This is a genomic window from Flavobacterium branchiicola (assembly GCF_018383905.1).
Lineage (GTDB): Bacteria > Bacteroidota > Bacteroidia > Flavobacteriales > Flavobacteriaceae > Flavobacterium > Flavobacterium branchiicola.
In genome coordinates this window covers 262,120-288,734 of record NZ_JAGYWA010000007.1, presented here as the reverse complement: position 1 = coordinate 288,734, position 26,615 = coordinate 262,120, and the positions used below count along the sequence as shown (strand labels likewise).

Genomic DNA, 26,615 nt, shown 5'->3' with positions numbered 1-26,615 from the left:
TCTAAATAAACATTATGTTTGTATAAAATATCATTCTACAAATTTTTTAAATACTATTTATCATGAAATCAAAAACTTTTAAATTAATAACATTTGCTTTTATAATGCTTTTTACTGCGCCGCAAATCTTTGCTCACGCGCTTTGGATTGATACAAAAGCAACCGGAACAAAAGGAAAAGCACAGGAAATTTCAGTTTATTTTGGAGAGTTTTCTGAAAACGACATTACAAAAGCCGACAAATGGTTTTCTGATTTAAAAGATTTTTCATTGGTTGTAATTTCTCCTTCAAAGAAAGAGACTAAACTAACTGCAAAAGCTTTAGATAATAAATACCAGGCCTTTTTTACACCAGATGAAGATGGAGTATACACGATTGTAATGCACCATACTGTAGGAGATGTATACGGAACAATGAAATTAGATTACAACTCAAGCGCAACGGTTGTTGTTGGAAATAAAACGGCAGGTAATTACGCTACTGCAAATAAAAATCAGATTGGTTTATTTTCTGAAAATGCTGATGTAGCAAAAAAGAATGAGAAAATCTCCGGCTTTGCACTTTACGAAGGAGCATCTGCAAAAGAAACTAAAATTAAAGTAATTGCTCCAAATGGCTGGGAAAAAGAATTATGGACAAACGATAAAGGTGAATTTTCTTTTACTCCAATCTGGTCAGGAAATTACATGGTAGAGTACGCTCATACCGATAAATCTGCAGGAGAACACAATGGTAAAAAATACGACGAGATCTGGAAAATGGCTACTTACCAAATTACAGTAAAATAATACTACCCATTTTTAAGAAAACTTAGTCATAATCAAAACCTTGCCCAAAAAGCGAGGTTTTTTTATGCTAAAATAATTCAATTACCATCTTATTTCTATTTAGAATAAATATAAAAAGCAAACGAATAATACAAAATATTAAGCTAATCTTAAGTAAAAATTAATCAAAAATTAAGAAATAAAACACCTCTAAAAATTTTGTTAAACCCTTTATGAGCCCTTATATTTGCAAAAAAACTTATTTTTATTAAATCTAAATAAATAACATGAAAAATAGTTTACTACTTGCTTTATCTTTTATAAGTTTTGCCGCTTATAGTCAGGATTATACAAGTGCTGAAAACACTTCAATTGCAAATGACACGGTAAAAAATAGAAAAGGAGAAATTCTTAACGAAGTAATTGTTACTAAGACTAAAGAGCCAAAACCAGTAACAGCAGTACGCTCTGGTTTAAAACCAATGGATAATCCGCAAACTATTCAGGTTATTGGTTCAGAAGTTATCGAACAACAACAAGCAATAAGATTAAGCGAAGTATTAAAAAATGCTAATGGTGTTTACGTAAGTTCTGCTCGTGGTGGTGCTACAGAATCTTTCTACTCAAGAGGATATGATATGTCCAACAACAACATGTTTAAAAATGGCTTTAGATATAACTCAGGTTCTATTCCCGATGTTTCAGGTTTAGAAAAAGTAGAATTTTTAAAAGGAAGTTCTGCTTTATTATTTGGAAATGTTGCCCCAGGTGGAATCTTAAACTTAGTAACTAAAACTCCTCAATTTAAAAGTGGAGGAGAAATCTCTATGCAATTTGGAAGTTATGCTTTCTACAAGCCTGCATTTGATTTCTACGGAGGGCTTACTAAATCAATCGCTTTTAGAATTAATGGTTCTTACGAGAATTCAGAAAGCTTTAGAGATGTGGTAAAAAACGAACGTTTATACATTAATCCGTCTTTACTTTTTATCGTTAGTCCAAAAACACAAATTACTGTTCAGGGAGATTATTTAAGCGCAGACTGGACTCCTGATTTTGGAACCGGAATTATCGGAAAAGAAATTTTAGATTTACCACGTAATGCTTTCTACGGATCGCTTTGGTCAAACGGAACCACTAAATCTGCCAGTGCATCTGTATTGGTAAACCATGATTTTAATAAAAACTGGAAACTTAACTTCAATTCCTCTTTTCAAAACTATGACAGAGGAAGTTACTCTACAGCACAATTATCAGGTCTGGATACTTACCCTACTCCTGGTGACTGGAACAGAGGTTTAACAAAAAATAAAAACTTAGAGCAAATCCTTGGTGATCAATTAAGTCTGCAAGGAAACTTTAATACAGGATCTGTAAAACATCAAATTTTTACAGGTGTTGACTGGGAGAACTCTTTTGCAACGGCTTACACTTTTACATTTGATGAAAAATATGTAATTACAGGTACAAAAGATGGTAAACCAGTATATGGACCAACTCTTTATGATACAATCAATTTATTCACATTTGATCCTGCTAATCAAAGAATGGATATTCCGACAACAGATAGAGCAACTCAAATTACAAAAACAGATACCAATCGTTTTGGAGTTTATTTTCAGGATTTCATTTCGATCACAGATAAATTTAAAGTTTTGGCAGGTATAAGATGGTCTTGGCAAGAAGCTGAAGTTAGTACTTATAAAGAGACTAAAACTGGTGCCGGAAACCCACAGGATGCAGTTCCTGTAATCACTCCAAAACGTTTAGATAATGCATTTTCTCCTAAAGCCGGATTAGTGTATCAGCCAACAAAAGATGTTTCTGTATTCGGAAGTTATTCAACTTCTTTCACACCAAATACTGGAACAACTGTAGACTTACAACCTATTGAAGCTTCTATTATTGACCAATACGAAGCTGGAGTAAAAACAGATTGGTTTAAAGGATTATTAAGTACAAACGTAACTGTTTACCAAATTACAAACAGCAATTTGGCACAAATGGCACCAACAAAAGCTGATGGAAGCGACAATTTTGATGCAAACTTAAAAGTGTTAAGCGGAGCAACTAAAAGTAAAGGAGTTGAAATTGATGTTACTGCACGACCTGTTGATGGTTTAAATATTATCGCTGGTTATAGTTATAATGATATGCGTTATACTAAAACTTCAGGATTAAATGGAAGTTTTGTTGAAGGCGACCGTGTAGCTAGAACACCTCTAAACACAGCAAATTTAAGTTTCTTCTATACTTTGCCTTCAGGAGTTTTAAAAGGTTTATCTTTTGGAGCAATCGGAAACTATGTTGGAGATCGTTTAGGCGGATGGAATGATGATTATTTATGGACAGCTGTTAAACCAACACCTACGAATCCTAAACCAGATCCTGCTTACATTGTGACTATCAGAGATCGTGATATTCCATTAGACGGTTATGTTACAGTTGACGCATCTGTTGGTTATACATGGAGAAAATTCTCAATTCTTTGCAAATTATCTAATATCACAAATACATTAAATTATACTGTACACGAAAATTACAGTGTAAACCCAATCGCACCTCGTCAGGTTATGACAAGTTTGCGTTATAAATTCTAAACTTTTGAATTAGTTTATAATCCATCAAAGCTTTTCTGTATTTTCATTTAAAAATTCAAAAAAGTTTTGATTGTTAAATTTCAATCCAAAACCTCATTTTAAATAAAATGAGGTTTTTTCTTTTGCAAAAAAATCTATCTCCTTTTTATAATTACTTTTGATGGAGTAATCTATTTAAAAAAACTAAAATAAAGCATGTCAAATTCTACAAAAAACCAATTAAAGAAAAGTCTGGGCTTTAGTTTTAATATCGCTGTTTTAATTGGGGGGACAATTGGAGTAGGAATATTAAGAACACCCGGAACTATTGCAGAAATGCTTAATAATTACTGGCTTATTATTGCGTCATGGCTTTTTGGTGGTTTGTATGTTTTGCTGGGCGCCAATTCGTATTCAGAATTAGCAACAATGTTGCCCAAAGCAGGAGGATCTTATAATTATATCAAACGAGCTCTGGGAGATTATGCAGGATTTTTATCTGGCTGGTATGATTATATTGTCAATGCCATTCCGCCTGCATTTTACTGTATCGTAATTAGTGAATATACTATTATTTTATTTCCTGGTCTTGCCTCCTATTCTACTGTAATATCAATCTCTTTATTGGCAGCATTTGTATTACTGCATTTAAGCGGTGTGAAAAACGGAAGCATTATTCAGCAAATTACAAGTTTCTTAAAAGTGATTTGTTTTGTAGCTCTGGTTGTTGCGTGCTTTATGTATTCCGGTGCCGAAGTACCAAAAATTAAAACGGATAGTTCAATTTTTCAAATCGGACTTATTTTTGGATTCTTTAAATCTTTACAACTTATTATCGGAACTTATAATGGCTGGAACGGTGTTTGTTTTTTTGCTGAAGAAAACGAAGATCCTGGCAAAAACATTCCGAAATCATTATACAGTGGCGTTTTATTGGTTATCGCGATCTATATTTTGGTAAATGCAGCGTTTTTTCATGTATTACCAATCGAAACTTTAGCCAAATCAAATCTTGCCGCTGCAGATGTTGCCAAAATTCTTTTTGGAGAAAATGGAGCCAAAATCGTAACCGTAATTTCAATTTTTTCTTTAATTAGTATTCTGAATGCTTTTATGATGATTCCGCCAAGAATCCTCTACGGATTAAGCCGTGATGGTTTTTTTATCGAAAAAGGAACAACAGTAAATAAAGGCGGAACACCAATTGTAGCGCTTTTAATTTCATCACTTTTTAGTCTATTTTTAATTTGTATCGGTTCGTTTGAAGTCCTGTTTTCATTCGCCGCTTTTATCTCCATTATTGTTTGGGGGCTGGCGTATTATTCGCTTTTGAAATTAAGAACTATAGAACCCGATTTGCCAAGACCATACCGTTCGTTTTGGTATCCATGGACTACTATAATTGCAATAATTATTTCAATTGGTTTATTATTAGGGTTTATTTATAGTGATCCTAAAGCTTTTACTATAATTATTGGAATCACAATAGTTTCTTATCCTTTGTTTTTGGTTTTGAAGAAAAAAAGATAAATCATTTAATTTTTACACGCCAGTTTTGTCATTCCGAGGAACGAGGAATCACACACGAAACTCCGCACAGAGTGTCACCAATCTTTGTCGAGCCACTAGTGTGATTCCTCGTTCCTCGGAATGACAAAACTGTACCTAAAAAACAATAAACCCGACAGGTTTTGAAACCTGTCGGGTTTAATTTTAATATAAACTAAGTTTGATTTCTTATTTCAAACCAGCCAAACTCTGCTCGATGGTAGCGATTTTTGCTAATGCATCGGCTTGTTTTTGTTTTTCTATGTTTAATACTTTTTCCGGAGCTCCGTTTACGAATTTCTCGTTAGAAAGTTTTGCTTCAACAGATTTCAGGAATCCTTTTGTGTAATTCAATTCTTCTGTTAGTTTTGCGATTTCAGCTTCAACATCGATATTTCCTGTAATCGGAATGAAATATTCATTTGATTTCACGCGGAAAGACAATGCACCATCTACTTTTTCAGAAACATATTCAAAAGCCGAAACGTTTCCTAATTTCGTGATAATCGAATCAAAATAAACAGAAACATTTTCGCTGTTGATTCCTTTTAATTCGATTGCATCTTTAAACGGAATATTTTTGTCTTTACGAATCGTTCTGATTCCAGAAATTACTTCAATTGAGTTTTCAAAATCAGCAATCAATTTTGCGTCAAATGATTTTACTTCTGGCCAAGTGGAAACAATTAACGCTTCTTCTGGAGTTCTTTCAGCAATTAACTGCCAAATTTCCTCAGTCAAGAAAGGCATAAACGGATGCAATAACTTTAAGTTGTTTTCTAACATTTCGATCGCTTTCGCGAAAGTTACGCTGTCAATTGGCTGTTGATATCCTGGTTTAATCATTTCTAAGAACCAAGAACAGAAATCATCCCAAACTAACTTATAGATTGCCATAAGAGAATCTGAAATTCTGTATTTCTCAAAATTATCTTCAATGTCAACTAAAGTTTGTTGCAATTTCGCTTCGTACCATTCGATTGCCACTTTTGAAGATTCCGGTTGTGGAATAGTTTCTGAAACTTCCCATCCTTTAATCAATTTGAAGGCATTCCAAATTTTGTTTGTGAATGATTTTCCTTGAAGACATAATTCTTCATCAAACATAATATCGTTTCCTGCAGAAGCACTTAAAAGTAATCCTACACGAACTCCGTCTGCACCAAATTTTTCAATCAAATCTAGAGGATCAGGAGAATTTCCTAATGATTTAGACATTTTACGACGTTGTTTATCGCGAACCAAACCGGTTAAATATACATTTGTAAATGGTTTTTCACCTGCATATTCATAACCTGCAATGATCATTCTCGCTACCCAGAAAAATAAAATATCCGGACCAGTTACTAAATCATTTGTTGGATAGTAATATTTGAAATCCGGACTTTCCGGATCCATAATTCCACCAAAAACTGACATTGGCCATAACCAGGATGAGAACCAAGTATCTAATGCATCTGAGTCCTGACGTAATTCATCAAAATCAGTAATAATAATTCCTTTTGTCTCCTCTAATATTGCAGCAGCTTCATATTTATCATTAGCAACTACGAAATCTTCTTTTCCATCTCCGTAATAATATGCCGGAATTTGTTGTCCCCACCACAATTGACGAGAAATATTCCAGTCGCGAATATTGTTTAACCAGTGCGCATAAGTGTTTTCGAAACGTTTTGGGTGTAATTTAATATCTCCTGTTTCTAAAACTGATTTAATGGCTGGTTTTACTAAATCTTCCATTTTCAGGAACCATTGGTCAGATAATCTTGGTTCGATTACCGCTTTGGTTCTTTCAGAAGTTCCCACTTTATTTAAATGGATTTCGGTCTTCGCCAAAGCTCCAATTTCTTCTAATTCTTTTGCGATTTCAGTACGAACAACAAAACGGTCTTTTCCTTGATACTGTAATCCGAAGCTGTTTAAAGTTGCATCTTCATTAAAAATATCAACGATTTCTAGATTGTGTTTTTCACCCAACGTTTTATCGTTCATATCATGCGCAGGCGTTACTTTCAAACATCCTGTTCCGAATTCTACATCTACATATTCGTCTTCAATAATAGGGATAACTCTTCCGCAAATTGGAACAATCGCTTTTTTACCTTTTAAATGTGTAAAACGCTCATCGTTTGGATTGATACAAATTGCAGTATCTCCAAAGATAGTTTCAGGACGAGTTGTGGCAATGGTCAAAAATTCCTCAGTTCCTTCGATTTTATATTTTAAGAAAAATAATTTTCCTTGTTGTTCTTCGTAAATAACTTCTTCATCAGATAAAGTTGTTTTTGCTTCCGGATCCCAGTTTACCATTCGGTATCCTCTGTAAATTAATCCCTTGTTGTATAAATCTACAAATGATTTAATTACTGAAGCCGACATATCTGGATCCATTGTAAATTTAGTACGTTCCCAATCGCAGGAAGCTCCTAATTTCTTAAGTTGTTCTAAGATTGTTCCGCCGTATTTATCGGTCCATTCCCAAGCATGTTTTAGGAATTCTTCACGAGTTAAATCATTTTTATTGATTCCTTCTGCTTTTAATTTCGCCACAACTTTTGCCTCAGTTGCAATAGATGCGTGATCCGTTCCCGGAACCCAACAAGCGTTAAATCCTTTAAGACGTGCACGACGAATTAAAACATCCTGAATCGTATTATTCAACATATGTCCCATGTGAAGGACTCCAGTGACGTTTGGCGGCGGGATTACAATGGTGTACGGTGTTCTATGATCTGGTTCTGAATGAAAATAGTTGTTTTTCATCCAGTAATCATACCATTTACTCTCAATCGTCTTAGCGTCAAATTGTGCTGGAATTGTCATTTATATATGTTTAATTGTTTATTCGGTTAATCGGTTATTTGTTTAATCGATTAATCGGTTAGATAATTGGAATTAATTGATTCGTCAAATTGTTTTTCTGTCTTAATACTATCATTTATAAATCAATCTTTACGATTTGACAAATAAACGATTAAACAGTTAAACGAAACTTTGGTTCAATTTTTGTAATTATAACTCACAGCAAAAGTAAATAATTAAAGACAGTATAAAAAGCGAATTAATAATTTGTGTGTTAATTAAAAGAATGTATATTTACTTACAATTTAAAATAATTTCAAATGAAAAATGTTACCTCTTTTCTTGCAATCGTGTTGTTTAGTGCAATAGGGTATGCTCAAAATGGTCCAAAAATTGAATTTGCAGCCCCTGACAATACTATTGATTATGGAAAAATTTCGAAAAGTGATAATGGAGTTCGCTCCTTTGAATTTACAAATACGGGAGATGCTCCTCTATTAGTTACTGGTGCAGAGTCTACAGTAAGTTCTATTGTTGTAACTAAACCTGCTGCAGCAATTCAGCCGGGCAAAAAAGGAAAAATCGATGTAAAATATAATATGGTCGCAGGACCTATTCGTAAAACAATTACTGTTGAAACAAACGCAGTAAATTATCCTGACGGACGTGTTGCTCTTAAAATTAAGGGTGAAGTTCAATAAAAATTTAAAAACTAAAAATAATAAAAGCCGTTTCTAATATTAGAAACGGCTTTATTTTTATAGATACGTCAGAAATCTTACTTCTCACATCTTTCTTCTTATTTAGCGCATTCTACGGTATCAAACTTATATTTTACACGTTCAAAATCAATTGGCTTATCTTTTACTAAATATGTAACTCCCATAGTAGTCTGCATGGTTCCGTTACCTAAAATAAGCTGATTATTGCGTTTTAAAAGCGCCATCGGATTTTTGAATATTTTGTCTTTATTTTCATTGTCTTTAAAAGTATAATCTATAAATAAAGTATCACCACGAAATTCACCCGTAACTTCTCCGGTTCTAACTGTCGAAGGCGCTACTTTCATAACCATATCTCCAGCTAACTTTCCGTTTTTTAAACTATTTAATTTTAAATCTACTGTATCCTTTTCATAAATTGCTTTGTAACATGCCGTACTTACAACTTTTTCACCTTCCGCTTTTGCAGCTTCTGCAGCTTTTTGTTTTTCTTCATTTTTACAACTTTGCAATCCGATAAAGGATAAAAGCAAACAAGACAAGGTTAGATTTCTCATACTATTTTTCATTTGGTTGATATAGCTATAAAAGTAGAGAAAAAAGGTTTTTCTTTTTTCAATTATTTTATAAATTTTTAATTACAAATTCAGATCTTCTGTTTAGTTCGTGTTCTTCTTCAGAGCAAGATTCGTCTGTTTTACATTTTACAATTGGCACCGATTCGCCATAGCCTTTTGCAGAAACTCTTTTGGCTTCAATTCCAGATTGAATGATAAATTCTCTTGTTGAATCAGCTCTTTTCTGAGATAAATCTGCATTGTATTTTGCGCTTCCTCGTGAATCGGTATGTGATCCAATTTCGATTACCATTCCCGGATATTTTTTCATCAGTTCGACAACTCTTCCTAAAATCACTTTTGATTCTTTACGAATGTACCACAAATCGTAATCAAAATAAATCGGGTCTGTTTTGATAATTAAGCGATCTTTGTCTTTTACCACATCTTTCTCTTGCGCTAAAATTTCTTTTACCTTTTCGTTCTTTTTAACTTCAGCTGCAACAATGGCTGCGGCTTTGGCTTTTTTCTCCTTTTCTTTTAATTCGATAGCCGCCAAAGCCTCTTTTTTCTTATTCTCTTCTTCGATAATAATTTCCTGCTTTCTCTTATTTTCGGCAACTTGTTTTTCTTCTTGTTTGATAACTTCTAAAGATTTAAGCGCCAAAGAACCATCATTTACTTTATCTCTTGTTTTGTCTAAAGTCAAAATTTTGGAGGCATTGGTATAATTTTCTTTGGATGCTGAAATTTTATACGAAGTCTCGCAAGCAACTGTAAAACTAAATTTTCCGTCGGCAGAAGTCGTGATGGTATTTAAAGTTTTATCCTCTGAATCTTGCAGCAAAACAGTAGCGTTTTCTAGCGCCAATTGTGTATCAATATCAGTAATGATTCCGGCAATAAACTGCTTGCAATCCTCAACGATTAAGTCTTTTATTTCTTTAAATTGATAAATATCATCGCTTCCCTTTCCTCCTTCTCTATTAGAAGCAAAAAATCCTTCTTTGGTATCTGAATCTATATTAAACGCAAAATCATCTGAATTGGAGTTTAACGGAAGTCCAACATTTGTAGGTTTTGAATATTCGTTTGCTTTAATTTCAGAAATAAAAACGTCTAAAGACCCGTAACCCAAATGTCCGTCTGAAGAAAAATAAAGTTTGTTATCTGCCGATGCAAAAGGAAACTGTTCTCTTTTATCGGTATTAATTTCTGAACCCAAATTTTTCGGGGTATCAAATGCTCCTTTATTGATATTAACCGAATAAATATCAAAAGAACCGAAAGATCCCGGCATATCTGAAGCAAAATACAATATTTTCTCATCTGCGCTTAAAGCGGGATGTTCTACAGAATAATTCGGACTATTAAACGGAAGCGAAGTAACATTTGTCCATTTTCCTTCAACCAATTCTGCTTTAAAAATTTGAAGATTTGAGATTTTCTTGTCGTCTTTTTTCTTCTTTCCTCCTTTTGAATTGTTACGCGTAAAATACATCGTTTTACCATCTTTCGTAAAAACGGCATTCGATTCGTGCATTCCTGTTTTTAATTCTTTAGCAAAATAATGAACAATAGAGTCTGCTGAATTTATGTTTTTTAATGGAATCGAAACCAAATTCAAATACGTTTCGTTATCCCATTTATACTTTTTATCAAACAAACCTGGTTTCAATTTTACACCCGCAAAAACTAAATTCTCTTTGTATTTTACAGCTCCAAACTCAGAATTGGGCGTATTTATCGCAAGGTTTTTAATCTCAAAACGTTTCCCAATTGCAGTGACATTTTCTAGAGTCTTCAGTTCTTTTTCAAAATTGACTATATCTTCAGAATTGGCCGATTTGGCATAATATTCTTTTAAATTGGCATTTGCATCATCGTAACGGTTTGTTGCTTTTAATGTCTGCGCGTATCTAAAATAATATTCCCTGTCTAAATTATTGCTGTAATTAGAAACCAAAAGACGGTAATAACGCTGTGCTTTAATCAAGTCGTTGGTATAGAAATAAGAGTCAGCAAGATTTTTAATGACTTCTTGTGACGGTTTTTCGTCAGCTAATTTTTGATATAGAATAATCGCTTCGCTGTAATACGTTTTGTCAAAAAAACGTTTTGCTCTGGCGAGTTCCTGATCTTGTGCGTTTATAAACTGTATTGAAAATACGAATATAATAACGAGTAATTTTTTCATATTTTTCATTTTAGAAGAATCTTGGAGATTTATCAAATCCTTTTCCTAACAAGTCCAAATCAAATAGCAGCATAATCTCGTGCGTTCCCGAGTTAAACTGTCCGAAGTTCGTAAGCGTATAATCGTAGGCATAACCCACTCGTAGCGTAGGCGTCACATTAATATTAAACATTGCACTTACAGAATCATCAATTCTATATGCTGTTCCAAACTCAAATTTTTCGTTGTACAGAACATTGGCTGTAACGTCTAAAGTAATTGGCGCTCCTTTTACAAATTTTGACATAAATGCAGGTTTTAATTTCAACCTGTCATTAAGCTGAAAAACATAACCAGCGGTCAAGAAAGTGTGTATTTCTTCAGAACCAAAGGCATTAATACCTGATTTTTCCTGAATGTATTTCGACTTTAGCAAGTTCGGCACAGAAAGTCCGACATATAGATTATCTCTAAAATAGTAAGCCCCAACCCCGATATTTGGTTTTGTTGCATTTATATTTTCAGCAAAAGCAAAATCGGTCTGAGGATCTGTAAATCGAAAGCCATTGAAATTACTTTGCATAGAAGAAAATCCCGCCTTTAAACCCAGCGACAGTTTATTTGTTCCAGCCAGTTTTAAAACATAGGCAAAATCTGCATAGACATTATTTTCTTTTTTGGCACCGTCTCCAATATCATCTGAAACGAAGGAAATCCCTGCTTCTATTTTATCTGAAATAGCAGTATGTCCGAAAAATGTAAATGTTTTTGGAGCTCCATTAGCACCCACCCATTGCGTTCTATACAGTCCTCCAAAATTCATCATGGCGGGAACTCCTGTAGCATACGCAGGATTAACAATGCTCATATTGTACATGTAATGTGTATATTCTGGATCTTGCTGGGCAGAAATAGACAAACAGAAAAGAAAATTTATGAGGAGTATTATTTTTTTCATTTGAAAAACTATATTAAAAATGTAAAAGAGATTTAGCGATTTAAATAAAGACGGCCTTGTTTTGGCGGTTTGTTGTCTTTATTAAAATGCAGTACATAAAAATAAACTCCGTTGGGCGCTATACCGCCAGCGATGCCGCTTTTCTCGTAATTTTTGCCATCCCAAGCCGGTTTATTATTATCTCCTTTATACATTCCATTTCCATATCTGTTATAAATTTCAAGCGTATAATTCGGGTATAAAAATTCGATATCTTTTATCACAAACGAATCATTTACACCATCTCCGTTTGGCGAAAATCCGTCTGGAATAAAAAATTCGTATTGTGCAACCTCACAGTCCTGCAATGAAACTTTTACTTCCTTATAATTATCAGAAAGACATCTTGTTGTTTCATTTAAATCATAACCGTAATATGTTGCATTATGAACCAATAATGTTGTTGAAGGCAGTAAATTTCCGTCTACTGCATCATACCAGGAAACTGTTGAAGGAACGTTTGTTTTATCAGACAAATCGCTTATTTTCGGATTGGCCAATCCACAGAAATCTGCTGCTCCATTCATTTCTGGTGCTGGCGTATCGTATACAATTACTGAAATTTTTGCTGGTGCTGAAATACATCCTTCCGCAGAAGTTTCTCTAATATAATAATCTTCGGTTTTTAAAATATAATCGGTTGCAAGTGGCGTTGTTGCTGTTGCAGAATTGTACCATTTGTACTGCGTTCCTTTTGGATCTAAATTGGCAATAACCGCTTCATCAACTTTACAGAACTGCTGATCTAAAGCAACTGGTGCCGGCGGAATTGGGTTTATTACAAAATCATCTGCACTATTGCTTAAGACTGCCACACAATTTGTAACGGTATTGGTTACATTTAATAACGTGATTTTTGTTGCACCCGAATTTAAAAGCAATTCAGCAGGGATAATAAAATCAAGTTTGCCATTTGTTACGGCTTTGGTAACGGTTTGTACGGCAGAAACATTGCTTTCTGACAGCGCATACGAAATACTGGCATTGGTTAAATTTCCTAAACCCGAAACTGCTACAGTCACAGGCGCATTCAAACAATAGTCACTAACTGCTGCGGTTACAGTAACAGCATTTGGCAACGGATTGATATATAAATTTCCGGCAACATTCGCAGAGCTGGTGCATTGTGGTGCTGGATTTGTAATGTCAACAATATTATAAATGGTAATTACTGATAATCCGCTTCTTACATTCAGGTTTCCCGGAATGCTAAAAGATGCTTTTCCCCCAACTGCAATCATATCTGCTGTTTCTCCCATTGCCAGATTATCTCCATTTATATTGTAAGAAATACGATAAGTGCCATCTGTCAATTGAGGTGCAGTCACTTGAATCGTTGCTGCATCGTTCTGGCAAACCGCAAGTGCAGTTAATGTAGCATTGGTCAAACGCGGTAACGGATAAATAGTCAAAACGGTAGAAAACGGACTAAATATGTCTGTACATTTTCCTTTAGTCGATGTTGATACTATGCCTGTAACAGTAATAGTGTATTGGCCTACTTGTTTAAAATAACTTGCTCGTATTGGAAAATTAACCACTCCATTGACAAAATTTGCTGTTGTTCTTTCAACTCCTAATGCGCCTGGTCCTGCAACGCTTATACTAACTTCATATGCTCCATCTGGAATACTGTCAGGACCCTGGGTAATTTTTACTGAATAAGTGGCTGTTGGAATATCCGATACGCAGATATCTTTACTCACTTCAATTTTTGCTCCAGTAAAATCAAGTCTTTTTTCAAGAGTAATTATTACAGTAGCTTCTTTATCTTCACAAATATTATTATCCGGAAGTGCTAAAACTCTATAGGTGTAGGAATATTTTCCTTGGCCATATGTATCAAACAATTCCTGAAGATTAATATTATGATCCGTGTCAGAAGTTAGTCCTAAACCCCTCCATGTACCGCCACTGTCTTCACCGGTAAGTTGGTCAAATAAATCTAAATCGGTATATCCGCCCAAATCAGTAGTACCGCATAAAATCAAATCTTGTGGTTCACCTTCTTTTGGCCCTATTAAAACGGTCACTTGCACATTGGTAGACTTACTATTAGGAGAACATGCTAATACTGGGGGTACGGTATAAACAAAATGAAACGTGGTTTTGACTTTAAGATCCTTAACATGTATTATAGCCGATGCAGGCTGTCCGGTATCGGTAGTCCAAGTTCCATTTACATGTGGTCCCATTACTTTACTGTCAAAAGCGGTAAAAAGATTAAAAGCATCATCTTCATTACAAATTGTTGCTTCAGATCCCACTCCTACATAAGCACCTATTGTAATGGTGACTACTGCTTTATTATTTGTACATCCTGAAGTGGCTGGAGCTGTATAAGTATATTTATAAGTTCCGCCAGCACGAATAAACTGCACACTCAGAATACCTGTAGAAGCATTTAAACCCTCTTTATTAGTACCTGTCCAAGTTCCGCCGGGAACTGGAGAACCACCTAACAAAGAAAATAAATTTATGTACTGATAAATTGGATTTGAAACATCACAAATAAGTTCATTTACATTATCCGTACCTGCGCATTGTGCATTAGATTTTGACGGAAAAAATGATAAAAAAAGAAAAAAAAGCACAAAATATGAGGACCCAATGTAGTTTTTTAGCATAGATTTATTTTTTTATAAACATAAGAAAATTATAGTCTTATTTAAATAAAAAACATAATTTTCTTATTAATTCACATAAAACTCAAATAAATGATAAAAAACAACAACAAATCTAAAATTTATAAATACAATAAAAAAGACAGGTTTATAATTCATCCTCAAGCTTAAACCTAAATTTTAAAATCAGGCTATTTCGCTCTACCTCAAGTGTAATCCAGGTATCATTTTCAGACTTTAAGAGATTATTTATTTGTTGCAATGTGTATTTATACGGAATAGCATTATTTATACTCACAATAATATCTCCTTGTTTAAGTCCGCATTTTTCTGCTGCAGATTTTTTACGAATATTCACTATTTCATAAACTGGTTTTAGCGAAAATTTATATCTAAAATTATCATCTTTCTTATTATCCTCAACCTCCCTCGCAGTTGTAGCAACTTGTACTGTTTCTAAGTGAACTGTCTCCTGAACCCATTGTAATCCATTATGCTGTACAGTAATACCACTTTTATTGTACGTGAAAGGTTCTGAGAATTTACTATTCTTTTTTAGATACAATTTTTGATCTGCATAATCTAATACTAACGTAAATCTTTTTAAGATCTCACCACCTACCGATCCTATTCGTCCAGGAACCATTTTAACATTTCTAACTGATGTAGAATCCGGAAATGAAACTATCGGACTTTTAAAATCGAATTCATCGATAGAAAATTTTGAAATTTTCGCCCGATGCCCCTCTATATCTCCACTAAAACCTTTACCCAGAAAATCCGGAAAATTCTTTTTTGGTAATTTTATTTTCTTGTTTTCAAAAATCCAAAAAGCATCACTGTTACCAATATCAATAAGCAATTTTGCATCAACAGCAACACTGTCAACAATAGCTGTTGCACTTATATACGGCTTTGATCTTTCAATAGAAATTGGTACCGCTCTAAATTTCTTTTTAAGTGTTTCTTTAATTGATTTATTATCCTGATAAATACAAATCTTCTTTTTCAGATAGTTTATTTCTACCAAATTATGCTTGAAAAATTTATATCCAATTATACCATTTACAGGAATTCCAATGTGCGAAGACAAATTAAATCCCTGATCTAAAATAATGTACAATAAATGGTTTTCAGATTTTAATCCATGAGTCTCCAAAACATTATTGGTAGACTTTAAGCCTTCAATTTCTTGTTCACTTCCCAATCCGCGAAGTTTTATTTTTTCGACATTTTTAAAACTCACTTCCTGCTTCTCTTCCATACTAAACAAAATCGTTTCTTCGACACCAGAGTCCAGCAAGAAGTTCAATTCAACTCCATTTACATTAATTGGAATAAAAATGAGGTTATTAATCAATTTAAAAGGAATCGTAACCTTATTACTATGGTTAGAGACCATAAAATCATCTTGTGCCTGATTAGTAAAAGATGCTAAAAGCCCAAAAAACAACAAGAAATATTTTTTCATTGATAATATTTTAATATAAAATTAATAAAAATATTGATAATTGTTACATTTTCATAACACCCGATAATGTTTACGTTAAATTCGAAAAAAAAATGCAAATTTGCACTTCAATAATTTAATCTCATGCCAACAATTTCAAGCAAAGGCAGAAACATGCCCGAATCACCGATACGCAAGCTTGCTCCTTACGCAGATTTAGCAAAGCAAAAAGGACACAAAGTGTATCACTTAAACATTGGTCAACCGGATATCAAGACACCCGAAGTGGCCATCGAGGCGGTAAAAAATATTGATTTAACGATTATAGAATACAGTCCATCTGCAGGATATGAAAGTTATAGAAAAAAATTAGCAAAATTTTACCAGCGCCAAAATGTAAACGTTAACTCAGAAGACATCATTATTACTACTGGTGGTTCTGAAGCCTTATTGTTTGCACTGGCCACGATTACAGATCCGGGAGATGAAATCATTATTCCTGAACCTTTTTATGCTAATTATCATGCATTTGCTTCCTCTACAAGCGCAACAGTAGTTCCAGTAATTTCGACTATCGAAACAGCTTTTGCATTACCAAGTATTGAAGAAGTTGAAAAACTAATTACACCAAAAACAAAAGCAATTTTAATATGTAATCCTGGAAACCCAACTGGTTATTTATACTCAGAATCTGAGATTAAACAATTGGCAGGTCTAATTAAAAAATATGATTTGTACTTAATCGCTGATGAAGTATATCGCGAATTTTTATATGACGGAGATGATGTGCATTATTCTGTAATGAATTTAGAAGACGTACAGCAAAATGTAATCATGGTAGATTCTGTTTCAAAAAGATACAGTATGTGCGGTGCAAGGATTGGTTGTTTGGTTACTAAAAATAAAGACGTACTGGCAACTGTAATGAAGTTTGCTCAGGCACGTTTAAGTCCGCCAACAATTGAGCAAATTGCTTGCGAAGCAGCAATAGATACACCACAAAGTTATTTTGACGAAGTCATTTCAGAATACAAAGAACGCCGAGACACTTTAATCACTGAATTAAATAAAATTGAAGGTGTTATTGTCACCAAACCAAAAGGAGCTTTTTACTGTATTGCACAATTACCAATTGAAGATTCAGACGATTTTGCACAATGGCTTTTGGAAAGTTATGACTTAAACGGTGAAACTGTAATGATTGCTCCCGCAAAAGGATTTTATTCTACACCAGAAATGGGTTTAAATCAGGTGCGTATTGCGTATGTTCTGAACAAAAAAGATTTAATTACAGCGGTAAATATATTAAAAGAAGCGTTACAAGTTTACAATTCAAAATAACGTTAAACTTAATTCATCTTTCAAAAGACAATAACCATTTGTGTTATTGTCTTTTGTATTTTAAGTAAACCTGTATTTGAGCTTAATTTAAATTATATCCAAAAAGGAACAATTAAATAGTAAAAAGCATAGAAAAGGTTTCCTATTTATTAATTATCTTTACCGCCTTAAAAAGATATACCACATTATAATAGTAGTTCTTAATGATAAATAACGAAGATTTTTTAGACGAAATAGGTGACAGTCATTTCAGCAGTAATGCTAAAAACCCTTTAAGAGAGGATGCATTTGACTTAACTGATGACGAGAAAATAGAAAAAATTAAAAAAGATGTCGAAAATATTCTGCAAACGCTTGGAATGGATTTGACTGATGACAGCATAAAAGGCACTCCAAACAGAGTTGCAAAAATGTTTGTAAAAGAAATTTTTGGTGGTTTAAATCCTTCAAAACAACCAAAGGCTTCTACTTTTGACAATAATTACAAATATGGTGAAATGTTGGTAGAAAAAAACATCACTGTTTATTCTACTTGCGAACACCACTTACTTCCAATTATTGGTCGTGCTCACGTAGCTTATATTTCAAGCGGAAGAGTAATTGGTTTATCTAAAATGAACCGAATTGTTGAATATTATGCTAAAAGACCTCAGGTACAGGAGCGTTTAACTATGCAGATTGTTCAGGAATTACAAAAAGCTTTAGGAACAGAAGATGTAGCCTGCGTAATTGATGCAAAACACCTTTGCGTAAATTCAAGAGGAATTAAAGATATCGAAAGCAGCACCGTAACGTCTGAATTCGGCGGAAAATTCAAAGATCCTCAAACCAAAAGAGAATTTCTTGATTACATTAAATTAGAAACTCAATTTTAGATATTTGGTTAATCGTTTATTTGTTAAATCGTTTAATCGAAACAGTTAAACAAATAAACGGTTAAATAAAAAAAATGTACGTTTTCTCGTTTGAAAAATTAGAAGTTTGGCAAAATTCAAGAATTTTTATTTTAGAAGTTTATAAACTGACTTCTCAATTTCCTTCTAATGAATCATTTGGAATAACTTCACAGATAAAAAGAAGTTCTTCTTCTATAGTAACAAATATTGCGGAAGGAACATCTAGAAATACAAATAAAGATAAAGCTCATTTTTTAACGATTTCCTATTCATCTGCCATGGAAACATTAAATCATTTAATTATTTCAAAAGATTTAAATTATATTTCAGAAAATGAATACACAATGTCGTGAAAAACTTGAAAAAATTTGTAATCAAATAAATAATATAAAAAAATATTATCTTTCACAAGAATAAATCCGACAATCACAATTAAACAAATTAACGATTAAACGATTAAACGATTAAACTTAACACTATGCCTTTATATACAAGTCAACCGCTAAAAATATACAATTCACTTTCAGGTGAAAAAGAAAATTTCAATCCTATTCATGAGGGAAATGTTGGAATGTATGTTTGTGGACCAACGGTTTATAGTAATGTGCATTTAGGAAATGTGAGAACTTTTATGTCATTTGACGTTATTTTCAGGTATTTTTTACATCTGGATTACAAGGTGCGTTACGTTCGTAATATTACGGATGTAGGACATATTGTAGATGACGTTGATGAAGGTGAAGATAAAATTGCAAAAAAAGCACGTTTAGAACAATTAGAACCAATGGAAGTTGTACAACGATATACTGTCGATTTTCATGATATTCTAAAATCTTTCAATTTTTTACCACCAAGTATTGAACCTACGGCAACAGGCCATATTATCGAACAAATTGAAATCATCAAAAAAATTATGGATACCGGAATTGGTTATGAAGCCAATGGATCTGTTTATTTTGATGTTGTAAAATACAACGAAACTAACAATTACGGCGTTTTAAGTGGTCGAAATATCGAAGACATGCTTGCTAATACCCGTGATCTTGATGGTCAGTCAGACAAAAGAAATCCGCAGGATTTTGCTCTTTGGAAAAAAGCAGAGCCTCAACATATCATGAGATGGCCTTCACCTTGGAGCGATGGTTTTCCGGGCTGGCATCTTGAATGTACTGCAATGAGTACTAAATATTTAGGTAATCATTTTGATATTCACGGTGGCGGAATGGATTTAAAGTTCCCACATCATGAATGCGAAATTGCACAAAATGAAGCTTGTACAGGTCAATCTCCGGTAAATTACTGGATGCATGCTAACATGCTAACTTTAAACGGTAAAAAAATGGCAAAATCAACTGGTAATAATATTTTACCGGGAGAAATTTTAAGCGGAGACAACACTATTCTTAGTAAAGCTTTTTCTGCTTCGGTAACGCGATTTTTTATGTTACAAGCACATTACAGAAGCATTCTTGACTTTTCTGATGATGCTATCGTTGCTGCAGAAAAAGGATACAAAAGATTGATGGAAGCTGTAGATGCATTACCAACTATTCAGGCAAGCAATACAAGTTCTATAGATATTGCATCATGGAAACAATTATCCTACGATGCCATGAACGACGACTTTAATACGCCAATTTTAATTGCGCAGTTATTTGAAGCCGTTCGTTATATCAATTTACTAAAAGAAGGAAAAGAAACACTTACATCTGAAGATCTAAAAACTTTTGCAGCTGCAATAAATGCTTTTGTTTTTGATGTTTTAGGTCTAAGCGACGAAAAAGCTACTGACAGCAATAACGACAAACTGGAAGGCGTTGTAAACATGCTTATCGGGATGAGAAATCAAGCCAGAGCAGATAAAAACTTTGCACTTTCTGATCAAATTCGTGACCAGTTGATTGCTTTAGGCATTCAATTGAAAGACGGAAAAGAAGGAACAAGTTTCTCTATCTAAGATACACAAAAGCTAATAAACCATGAAAGCCATAACTCCGTTTGTTTTATTAGTGCGCTTTTATCAAAATGCGATTTCACCCTTTACTCCTGCATCTTGTAGGTTTGAGCCAACATGCTCAACCTATATGATTCAGGCATTGCAAATTCACGGCTTATTTTATGGTGGATATTTAGGAATAAAACGTATTTTAAGCTGTCATCCGTGGGGAAGAACCGGCTACGACCCTGTACCGGAAAAGAAATGTTCACATAAACATTAACTTTTTATAAAGAGGATCTCTACTTTAAATATTTATTTTTACAACCAATAAAAAAATACAATACTACATGACACACGCCTTAAACTTGGTTTGGAACCCATCAGAAGGAATCAATCTGGGATTTTTTATGATTCGTTATTATAGCTTAATGTTCGTAATTGCCTTTGGTTTAGGATGGTTTCTAATGAAAAAGATCTTCGAACGCGAAAATGAATCAATTGATAAACTGGATTCTTTATTTGTTTGGACTGTTTTAGCCACATTAGCAGGCGCACGTTTAGGACATGTTTTCTTTTACGACTGGGAATATTTCAGAAATCATTTACTTGAAATCATTTTGCCTTTTAGATTTGAACCAAAATTTGAATTTACAGGATACCAGGGACTCGCAAGTCACGGAGCTGCAATCGCAATCATAATTGCCATGTATTATTACAGCAAAATGATCTTAAAACGTCCGTTATTATGGATTTTAGATCGTGTAGTTATTCCAGTTGCAAGTGGCGCCATCTTTGTTCGTTTAGGCAATTTTTTCAATTCTGAGATTATCGGACACGATACGACTTCTGCATTCGGAATCCGTTTTTTACATGATCAGTTCAGTAAATCTGAAGCTGTAAATGCAACTCAGATTGCAGATCCAAAAGAGGCTTATAATGCAATTGCAACAGATCCAAAATTTGCTGATTTATTAGCTCAGGTACCGGCAAAACACCCAACACAGTTATACGAAGCAATTTGCTATGTATTTGTATTTGCTGTTTTATATTTCTTATACTGGAAAACAAATGCAAGACTTAAATCAGGCTATTTATTCGGATTATTTTTAGTACTGTTATTTGTTGTTCGTTTTATAGTTGAATTTGTAAAAGAAAGTCAAGGCGGCTTTGAAAGCGAATTAGGAGGCTATTTTTCGACCGGACAATGGTTAAGCATACCTTTTATCATAATTGGTGCTTTTTTCATCATCAGAGCGCAAAGAAACCCTTTAGCAGCTTCATAATAAAAAAGCCTACAAAATACAAAAGCCCAATATTTTAAATATTGGGCTTTTTTTTATAGCTGATATAAAATACCAAACTCTATATTTTTAGTATTATAACCCGCATTATCACTTGTCAATCCAGCATTTGAAACGTGTCTTATTGATGGTCGCACATCAAATTGCAGCTTTTTTACATTTACACTAAACCCAAGAGCCAAAACATCAGCAAAGGCAAATCCATTAGACATTCTTTCTGTTTCGGTATCTGTAATCATAGGTCCTACACTTCCCAGAACATAAACCGAATAGGTTTCATTAAAAGGTTTTCTAACTAAAAATCCAACATTTAAGACATATTCCCGAATATCCTTTAATTTAGTATACTCCGTTCTTTTCTCTTCAAAATTTGGTACCTCTGGCTTAACAAAGTAAAAATTCAATAATTGATGTTTGGCAAAATTAATTTCAGGCTGAACCAAAATTTCATACTGAAAATGCTTTGTTTTCTTCAAGACATAATACAATTGCATTTTGTAAAAATGATTTTCAAAAGTATAGTCTTTGTTACTAAATTCACTCCCAAATCCGTACCCCACTCCAAGTCTAAAATTTTCCTTTTTATATTGCGCTTTTACTTGCAATACGACCAGGAATAATATTAAACAGAAAAGTACCTTTTTCACCATAGCTAACTTTTGAATTTTAAATATAAAAAAAAGATCCAGTTTTCACTGGATCTTTTTCTATTTAAGATAAGCTTTAAATTAAGCTTTATTGTGTTTGTCTTCGATATTATGTTTTTCATCACTTGAAATCGTATCAACCAATACTGGTGTAGCGATAAATAATGAAGAATAAGTACCTACAACAATACCAATTAACATAGCAAAGATAAATCCTCTGATTGATTCTCCACCAAAGATAAACATCGTTAATAATACGATGATCATCATCAATGATGTATTCAATGTTCTTGATAATGTAGTATTGATAGAAGCGTTTACGATATCTTCAAAGCTACCTTTACGGTTACCGATGATAAACTCTCTCACCCTGTCAAATACAATTACAGTATCATTCATAGAATAACCGATAACTGTAAGAATTGCAGCGATAAAGTGCTGATCCATTTCCATATGGAAAGGCATGAATTTATAACATAAAGAGTAGATTCCTAATACAAAGATTACGTCATGCGCAACAGCTGCAATCGCACCTAATGAATATTGCCATTTACGGAAAGAAACCATTAAGTATAAGAAAATAACTGCCATCGCACCAAGAACTGCCCAGTATGAATTTGTTTTAATATCTTCAGAGATAGAAGCTCCAACTTTAGATTGTTGTACAACTCCAACAGTTTTACCATCAAAAGAATTTATAAATTTCTCATAAGTAACATTAGGGAAATATTTCTCTAAAGCTTTGTATAACTTTTGATTCACTTCTTCGTCAATTGCAACACCGTCTTCTTTAATTTTGTATTTAGTTGTGATTTTCAACTGATCATCATCACCTAATACTTTAGCTTCAACCGGAGTTCCGAAAGCAGTTGATAATTCATCAGAAATAACTGTTGCATCAACTGGTTTTTCAAATTTAACCTGGAATGTTCTTCCTCCAACAAAATCTACACCTTCATCTAATCCGTTAACGAAGAAGATAGAAACTAAACTTACTACTGTTACAATAGAAGAGAAGATATAAGTGAATTTTTTGATTTTAATGAAATCAAAGTGGAAGTTTGTAAACCAGTTTTTAGTAATGTTTGTACAGAAAGTCAAATCAGCTTTTCCAGCAATATTTCTGTCAATAAAAATTCTTGCAATAAAGATTGATGTAAACAATGAAGTTACGATACCAATTAATAAAGTTAAAGCAAAACCTTTAATTGGTCCTGTTCCAAAAATAAACAAGATCGCTCCAGTTAAAACGTGTGTTACGTTTGCATCAATAATAGAACGCATTGCTCCGTGCCATCCGTAAGATGCTACAACAGCCTCAGATAATGATTTACCTTCACGTAATTCTTCTTTTGCTCTTTCAAATATAATAATGTTTGCATCTACTGCCGTACCTAATGTTAATACGATACCTGCAATACCTGGTAATGTCAATACAAAACCAAAACTTGCCATAATTCCAAACAAGAAAAGTAAGTTTAATAATAACGCAAGGTTAGCATACCAACCCGCTTTACCATAATAGAATACCATCCATAAACAAACTAATAAAAATCCTAATACAGAAGAAACTGTACCTGCATCAATTGCAGCCTGACCTAAAGATGGTCCAACAACAGTTGATTGAATAATATCTGCAGAAGCTGGTAATTTACCTGCATTTAATACGTTAGCTAAATCTTTAGTTTCAGCAACATCAAAAGAACCTGTAATTTCAGATCTTCCTCCAGCGATTGGTCCGCTAGTAACTCCAGGAGCAGAATAAACGATATCATCTAAAACAATAGCGATATATCCTTTTTGAGAGAATGCTCTTCCTGTTAATTCTTCCCACACTTTAGCACCCTGACTGTTCATTTGCATAGAAACAGCTGGTTTACCTAATTGGTCAAAAGTATCTTTTGCATCAGTAACAACTCCACCGCTCATAGCAGGAACATTGTCTCTGTTACCTTTTAAAGCGTATAATTCTACTGCTTCAACTTCTTTTCCTTTAGCATCTTTTAAAGTAGTTGGTTTACTCCAAACAAATTTTGCATTGTGTTGGTCTGAACCTAATAAAATTCTAATATCTGCTCTTTTGAAATAAGCATTTACAGTAGCAGTATCTTTAGGAGCAAAATAACCTAAAACTGGTCCACCACCCTGACCGATCATTTTGTCAAATAATGGATTGTTTCCTTTTTTAGTATCTACAGAATCTTTTGCATCAGTTAATAATGCATTCAATGAATCTTTAGCAACAGTTTTAGTTTCTGTTTTCTTAACTTCAGTTTTCTTCAAAGCCTCATTAGAAGCTACTAAGAAGTTACCAATTTCTTCAATTTTGAAAGTTTCCCAAAACTCTAATTGAGCTTTACCTCCCAATAATTTTTTAATTCTGTCAACATCTTTAGCACCTGGAAGCTCAACTAAGATTCTTCCTGTTTCTCCTAATTTTTGAATATTAGGTTGTGTTACTCCAAATTTGTCAATACGCTCTCTTAATACTTTATAAGCACTTTCAACAGACTCATCAACTTTTTTCTTAATTACTTTTTGAACTTGTGCATCAGACATTTGAAAATCAATTCCACCTTCTCCTTGTAAACCTCTGTTTGCAAAGATATCTGGCGAAGCCAATTTTACAGTTCCGTTTGAGTTAGCCTCAAAAGCTTCAAAAAACTTATTTAAATACGTTTTGTTTCCTTCTAAGTTTGCAGTTGCATCAGCTAATGATTTATTAAATACTGGGTTCTTAGAATTATTTGCTAATCCTTTTAAAACGTCTTTAATAGAAATTTGAAGAATTACGTTAATTCCTCCTTCTAAGTCAAGACCTTTGTTTAGTTGTTTGTTTTTTACTTCATTGTAAGTAAAATCCGTAAAACCAAGATTAAACACTTTTTCTTTACCAATAGAATCTAAATATTTTAGCTCTTTATCAGGATTGTCTCCTGCAAAAGCCTTAGCTTCACTTTTGACACTATTTGCCACAAAAGTGAAGGATAGTTGGTAAATACTTACCAATGCAAATAGAATTGCGAAAAATTTAATAAGTCCTTTATTCTGCATTATTACTAAAAATTAATTATGTTTTATTGTTTGTTTTTGCTTTAAATTCCCATAAAATAAGCCCTGACATGAGTTTTTAAAACTAAAAAATCGAGATCACGAATTACAACATTTTTTTTAAACCGAGCAAATATATAATTCTCGAAATGATTAAGCAATATATTTATTAATTAATCTCAAAAAAAAGACTGCAAAAGTGCAGCCTTTTTCTTTTTTTACGAAAATTGTTATTATAAAATAGCCTTTAGAGCATCATTCATACCGCGAACAGCATCGGCGCTTTTAGCGAACAAAGCCTTCTCGTTATCGTTTAACTGAATATCTAAAATTTCTTCTACTCCGTTTTTACCAATTATACAAGGTACACCTATACATATATCGTTTTGACCATATTCACCTTCTACGAATACAGAACAAGCAATCATTTTCTTTTGATCGTTCAAAATACTATCAACTAAATATGCTACAGAAGCTCCTGGAGCATACCATGCTGAAGTTCCAAGCAAACCTGTAAGCGTTGCTCCTCCTACCATTGTATCTGCTGCAACTTTTTGCAACACCTCTTCTGAAAGGAACTCACTTACCGGAATTCCGTTATAAGATGCCAAACGAGTTAATGGAATCATTGTAGTATCACCGTGACCTCCAATAACCATAGCAGAAATATCGTTTGCTGGTTTATCTAAAGCTAGAGAAAGATAAGTTCTAAAACGAGAACTATCTAAAGCTCCTCCCATACCTATAATTCTATTTTTTGGTAATCCTGTTGCTTTTAAAGCTAAATAAGTCATAGTATCCATTGGATTAGAAACTACAACAATTATAGTGTTTGGAGAATGTTTCAATACATTTTCAGCAACTGTTTTTACAATTCCTGCATTTATACCTATTAATTCTTCGCGTGTCATTCCTGGTTTTCTTGGAATTCCTGATGTAATCACTACTACATCACTTCCGGCAGTTTTAGAATAATCATTGGTTACACCAGATACTTTGGTATTAAAACCTGTATTTGTTGCACATTGCATAATATCCAACGCTTTACCTTCGGCAAAACCTTCTTTAATATCCAACAACACTACTTCGCTTGCAATTCCTCTATAAGAAATAACATCCGCACAGGTAGCTCCAACATTTCCTGCTCCTACAATAGTAACTTTCATATTTTATACTTTATCGGTTATTAATTAATTTGTTTATGTTTTAAATCAACAA

At 33.4% G+C, this 26,615-nt stretch carries 19 protein-coding genes; 10 read left to right on the top strand and 9 right to left on the bottom strand.

Annotated features, from left to right (window positions below; genetic code table 11):
- Window positions 1–62: 62 nt before the first annotated feature.
- The 3 genes from KHA98_RS18545 (at window position 63) to KHA98_RS18535 (ending at window position 4,876) form a co-directional block, all read left to right on the top strand.
- Window positions 63–788, top strand: a complete 726-nt coding sequence (locus KHA98_RS18545) for a DUF4198 domain-containing protein (RefSeq protein ID WP_213259382.1) — start codon at window positions 63–65, stop codon at window positions 786–788.
- A gap of 266 nt (window positions 789–1,054) precedes the next feature.
- The gene (locus tag KHA98_RS18540; protein ID WP_213259381.1) at window positions 1,055–3,367 is read left to right on the top strand and encodes a TonB-dependent siderophore receptor; all 2,313 of its coding nucleotides are present in this window, start codon (window positions 1,055–1,057) and stop codon (window positions 3,365–3,367) included.
- 195 nt (window positions 3,368–3,562) lie between these two features.
- A complete protein-coding gene (locus KHA98_RS18535) occupies window positions 3,563–4,876 on the top strand; it encodes an APC family permease (protein ID WP_213259380.1) in 1,314 nt (437 codons plus the stop codon).
- 207 nt (window positions 4,877–5,083) lie between these two features.
- On the opposite strand, the gene KHA98_RS18530 is transcribed toward KHA98_RS18535, so the two are convergent.
- Window positions 5,084–7,717: a valine--tRNA ligase gene (locus KHA98_RS18530; RefSeq protein WP_213259379.1), complete on the bottom strand. Its 2,634-nt coding sequence runs from the start codon at window positions 7,715–7,717 to the stop codon at window positions 5,084–5,086.
- 299 nt (window positions 7,718–8,016) lie between these two features.
- Here KHA98_RS18530 and KHA98_RS18525 point away from each other — a divergent pair, with 299 nt between their 5' ends.
- The gene (locus KHA98_RS18525) at window positions 8,017–8,397 is read left to right on the top strand and encodes a DUF1573 domain-containing protein (RefSeq protein WP_213259378.1); all 381 of its coding nucleotides are present in this window, start codon (window positions 8,017–8,019) and stop codon (window positions 8,395–8,397) included.
- A gap of 98 nt (window positions 8,398–8,495) precedes the next feature.
- Here the strand turns inward: KHA98_RS18525 and KHA98_RS18520 are convergent, their stop codons facing one another.
- From KHA98_RS18520 to KHA98_RS18500, 5 genes are all read right to left on the bottom strand, one after another.
- Window positions 8,496–8,975 (bottom strand): hypothetical protein, encoded by a 480-nt coding sequence (locus KHA98_RS18520; RefSeq protein ID WP_213259377.1) that lies wholly within the window; start codon window positions 8,973–8,975, stop codon window positions 8,496–8,498.
- A gap of 67 nt (window positions 8,976–9,042) precedes the next feature.
- Window positions 9,043–11,172, bottom strand: a complete 2,130-nt coding sequence (locus tag KHA98_RS18515) for an OmpA family protein (RefSeq protein WP_213259376.1) — start codon at window positions 11,170–11,172, stop codon at window positions 9,043–9,045.
- A 10-nt stretch (window positions 11,173–11,182) separates the two neighbouring features.
- Window positions 11,183–12,109: a PorP/SprF family type IX secretion system membrane protein gene (locus tag KHA98_RS18510; protein WP_213259375.1), complete on the bottom strand. Its 927-nt coding sequence runs from the start codon at window positions 12,107–12,109 to the stop codon at window positions 11,183–11,185.
- Window positions 12,110–12,141: 32 nt separating this feature from the next.
- Window positions 12,142–14,775, bottom strand: coding sequence for a gliding motility-associated C-terminal domain-containing protein (locus KHA98_RS18505; RefSeq protein WP_213259374.1), 2,634 nt, complete (start codon window positions 14,773–14,775; stop codon window positions 12,142–12,144).
- Between the two features lie 145 nt (window positions 14,776–14,920).
- Window positions 14,921–16,243: a PDZ domain-containing protein gene (locus KHA98_RS18500; RefSeq protein ID WP_213259373.1), complete on the bottom strand. Its 1,323-nt coding sequence runs from the start codon at window positions 16,241–16,243 to the stop codon at window positions 14,921–14,923.
- A gap of 123 nt (window positions 16,244–16,366) precedes the next feature.
- Between KHA98_RS18500 and KHA98_RS18495 the strand changes: the two genes are divergently transcribed.
- From KHA98_RS18495 to lgt, 6 genes are all read left to right on the top strand, one after another.
- The gene (locus KHA98_RS18495) at window positions 16,367–17,563 is read left to right on the top strand and encodes a pyridoxal phosphate-dependent aminotransferase (protein WP_213259372.1); all 1,197 of its coding nucleotides are present in this window, start codon (window positions 16,367–16,369) and stop codon (window positions 17,561–17,563) included.
- Between the two features lie 203 nt (window positions 17,564–17,766).
- Window positions 17,767–18,438 carry a GTP cyclohydrolase I FolE gene (folE, locus tag KHA98_RS18490; RefSeq protein ID WP_213259371.1) on the top strand — a complete coding sequence of 224 codons (672 nt, stop codon included), beginning with the start codon at window positions 17,767–17,769 and terminating at the stop codon, window positions 18,436–18,438.
- Window positions 18,439–18,512: 74 nt separating this feature from the next.
- Complete coding sequence (locus KHA98_RS18485) at window positions 18,513–18,812, top strand: four helix bundle protein (protein ID WP_317192581.1); 300 nt, start codon at window positions 18,513–18,515, stop codon at window positions 18,810–18,812.
- A 125-nt stretch (window positions 18,813–18,937) separates the two neighbouring features.
- Window positions 18,938–20,416, top strand: a complete 1,479-nt coding sequence (gene cysS / locus KHA98_RS18480) for a cysteine--tRNA ligase (RefSeq protein WP_213259370.1) — start codon at window positions 18,938–18,940, stop codon at window positions 20,414–20,416.
- 22 nt (window positions 20,417–20,438) lie between these two features.
- A complete protein-coding gene (yidD, locus tag KHA98_RS18475) occupies window positions 20,439–20,678 on the top strand; it encodes a membrane protein insertion efficiency factor YidD (protein WP_213259369.1) in 240 nt (79 codons plus the stop codon).
- A gap of 67 nt (window positions 20,679–20,745) precedes the next feature.
- On the top strand, window positions 20,746–21,681 hold the full coding sequence (gene lgt, locus KHA98_RS18470) for a prolipoprotein diacylglyceryl transferase (RefSeq protein ID WP_213259368.1): 936 nt from the start codon (window positions 20,746–20,748) through the stop codon (window positions 21,679–21,681).
- A 53-nt stretch (window positions 21,682–21,734) separates the two neighbouring features.
- Here lgt and KHA98_RS18465 read toward each other — a convergent pair whose 3' ends face one another.
- The 3 genes from KHA98_RS18465 to mdh form a co-directional block, all read right to left on the bottom strand.
- A complete protein-coding gene (locus KHA98_RS18465) occupies window positions 21,735–22,349 on the bottom strand; it encodes an acyloxyacyl hydrolase (protein WP_213259367.1) in 615 nt (204 codons plus the stop codon).
- 78 nt (window positions 22,350–22,427) lie between these two features.
- Window positions 22,428–25,400, bottom strand: a complete 2,973-nt coding sequence (gene secDF, locus KHA98_RS18460; protein WP_213259366.1) for a protein translocase subunit SecDF — start codon at window positions 25,398–25,400, stop codon at window positions 22,428–22,430.
- A 230-nt stretch (window positions 25,401–25,630) separates the two neighbouring features.
- Window positions 25,631–26,563 (bottom strand): malate dehydrogenase, encoded by a 933-nt coding sequence (gene mdh, locus KHA98_RS18455; RefSeq protein WP_213259365.1) that lies wholly within the window; start codon window positions 26,561–26,563, stop codon window positions 25,631–25,633.
- Window positions 26,564–26,615: the final 52 nt, after the last annotated feature.

Coding starts and splice junctions, on each gene's coding strand:
- KHA98_RS18495 (WP_213259372.1), top strand. CDS start 16,367: ATGCCAACAATTTCAAGCAAAGGCAGAAACATGCCCGAATCACCGATA.
- secDF (WP_213259366.1), bottom strand. CDS start 25,400: ATGCAGAATAAAGGACTTATTAAATTTTTCGCAATTCTATTTGCATTG.
- KHA98_RS18500 (WP_213259373.1), bottom strand. CDS start 16,243: ATGAAAAAATATTTCTTGTTGTTTTTTGGGCTTTTAGCATCTTTTACT.
- KHA98_RS18535 (WP_213259380.1), top strand. CDS start 3,563: ATGTCAAATTCTACAAAAAACCAATTAAAGAAAAGTCTGGGCTTTAGT.
- KHA98_RS18525 (WP_213259378.1), top strand. CDS start 8,017: ATGAAAAATGTTACCTCTTTTCTTGCAATCGTGTTGTTTAGTGCAATA.
- yidD (WP_213259369.1), top strand. CDS start 20,439: ATGAAAGCCATAACTCCGTTTGTTTTATTAGTGCGCTTTTATCAAAAT.
- KHA98_RS18520 (WP_213259377.1), bottom strand. CDS start 8,975: ATGAGAAATCTAACCTTGTCTTGTTTGCTTTTATCCTTTATCGGATTG.
- KHA98_RS18485 (WP_317192581.1), top strand. CDS start 18,513: ATGTACGTTTTCTCGTTTGAAAAATTAGAAGTTTGGCAAAATTCAAGA.
- KHA98_RS18545 (WP_213259382.1), top strand. CDS start 63: ATGAAATCAAAAACTTTTAAATTAATAACATTTGCTTTTATAATGCTT.
- mdh (WP_213259365.1), bottom strand. CDS start 26,563: ATGAAAGTTACTATTGTAGGAGCAGGAAATGTTGGAGCTACCTGTGCG.
- KHA98_RS18540 (WP_213259381.1), top strand. CDS start 1,055: ATGAAAAATAGTTTACTACTTGCTTTATCTTTTATAAGTTTTGCCGCT.
- KHA98_RS18465 (WP_213259367.1), bottom strand. CDS start 22,349: ATGGTGAAAAAGGTACTTTTCTGTTTAATATTATTCCTGGTCGTATTG.
- KHA98_RS18515 (WP_213259376.1), bottom strand. CDS start 11,172: ATGAAAAAATTACTCGTTATTATATTCGTATTTTCAATACAGTTTATA.
- KHA98_RS18510 (WP_213259375.1), bottom strand. CDS start 12,109: ATGAAAAAAATAATACTCCTCATAAATTTTCTTTTCTGTTTGTCTATT.
- cysS (WP_213259370.1), top strand. CDS start 18,938: ATGCCTTTATATACAAGTCAACCGCTAAAAATATACAATTCACTTTCA.
- KHA98_RS18530 (WP_213259379.1), bottom strand. CDS start 7,717: ATGACAATTCCAGCACAATTTGACGCTAAGACGATTGAGAGTAAATGG.
- KHA98_RS18505 (WP_213259374.1), bottom strand. CDS start 14,775: ATGCTAAAAAACTACATTGGGTCCTCATATTTTGTGCTTTTTTTTCTT.
- lgt (WP_213259368.1), top strand. CDS start 20,746: ATGACACACGCCTTAAACTTGGTTTGGAACCCATCAGAAGGAATCAAT.
- folE (WP_213259371.1), top strand. CDS start 17,767: ATGATAAATAACGAAGATTTTTTAGACGAAATAGGTGACAGTCATTTC.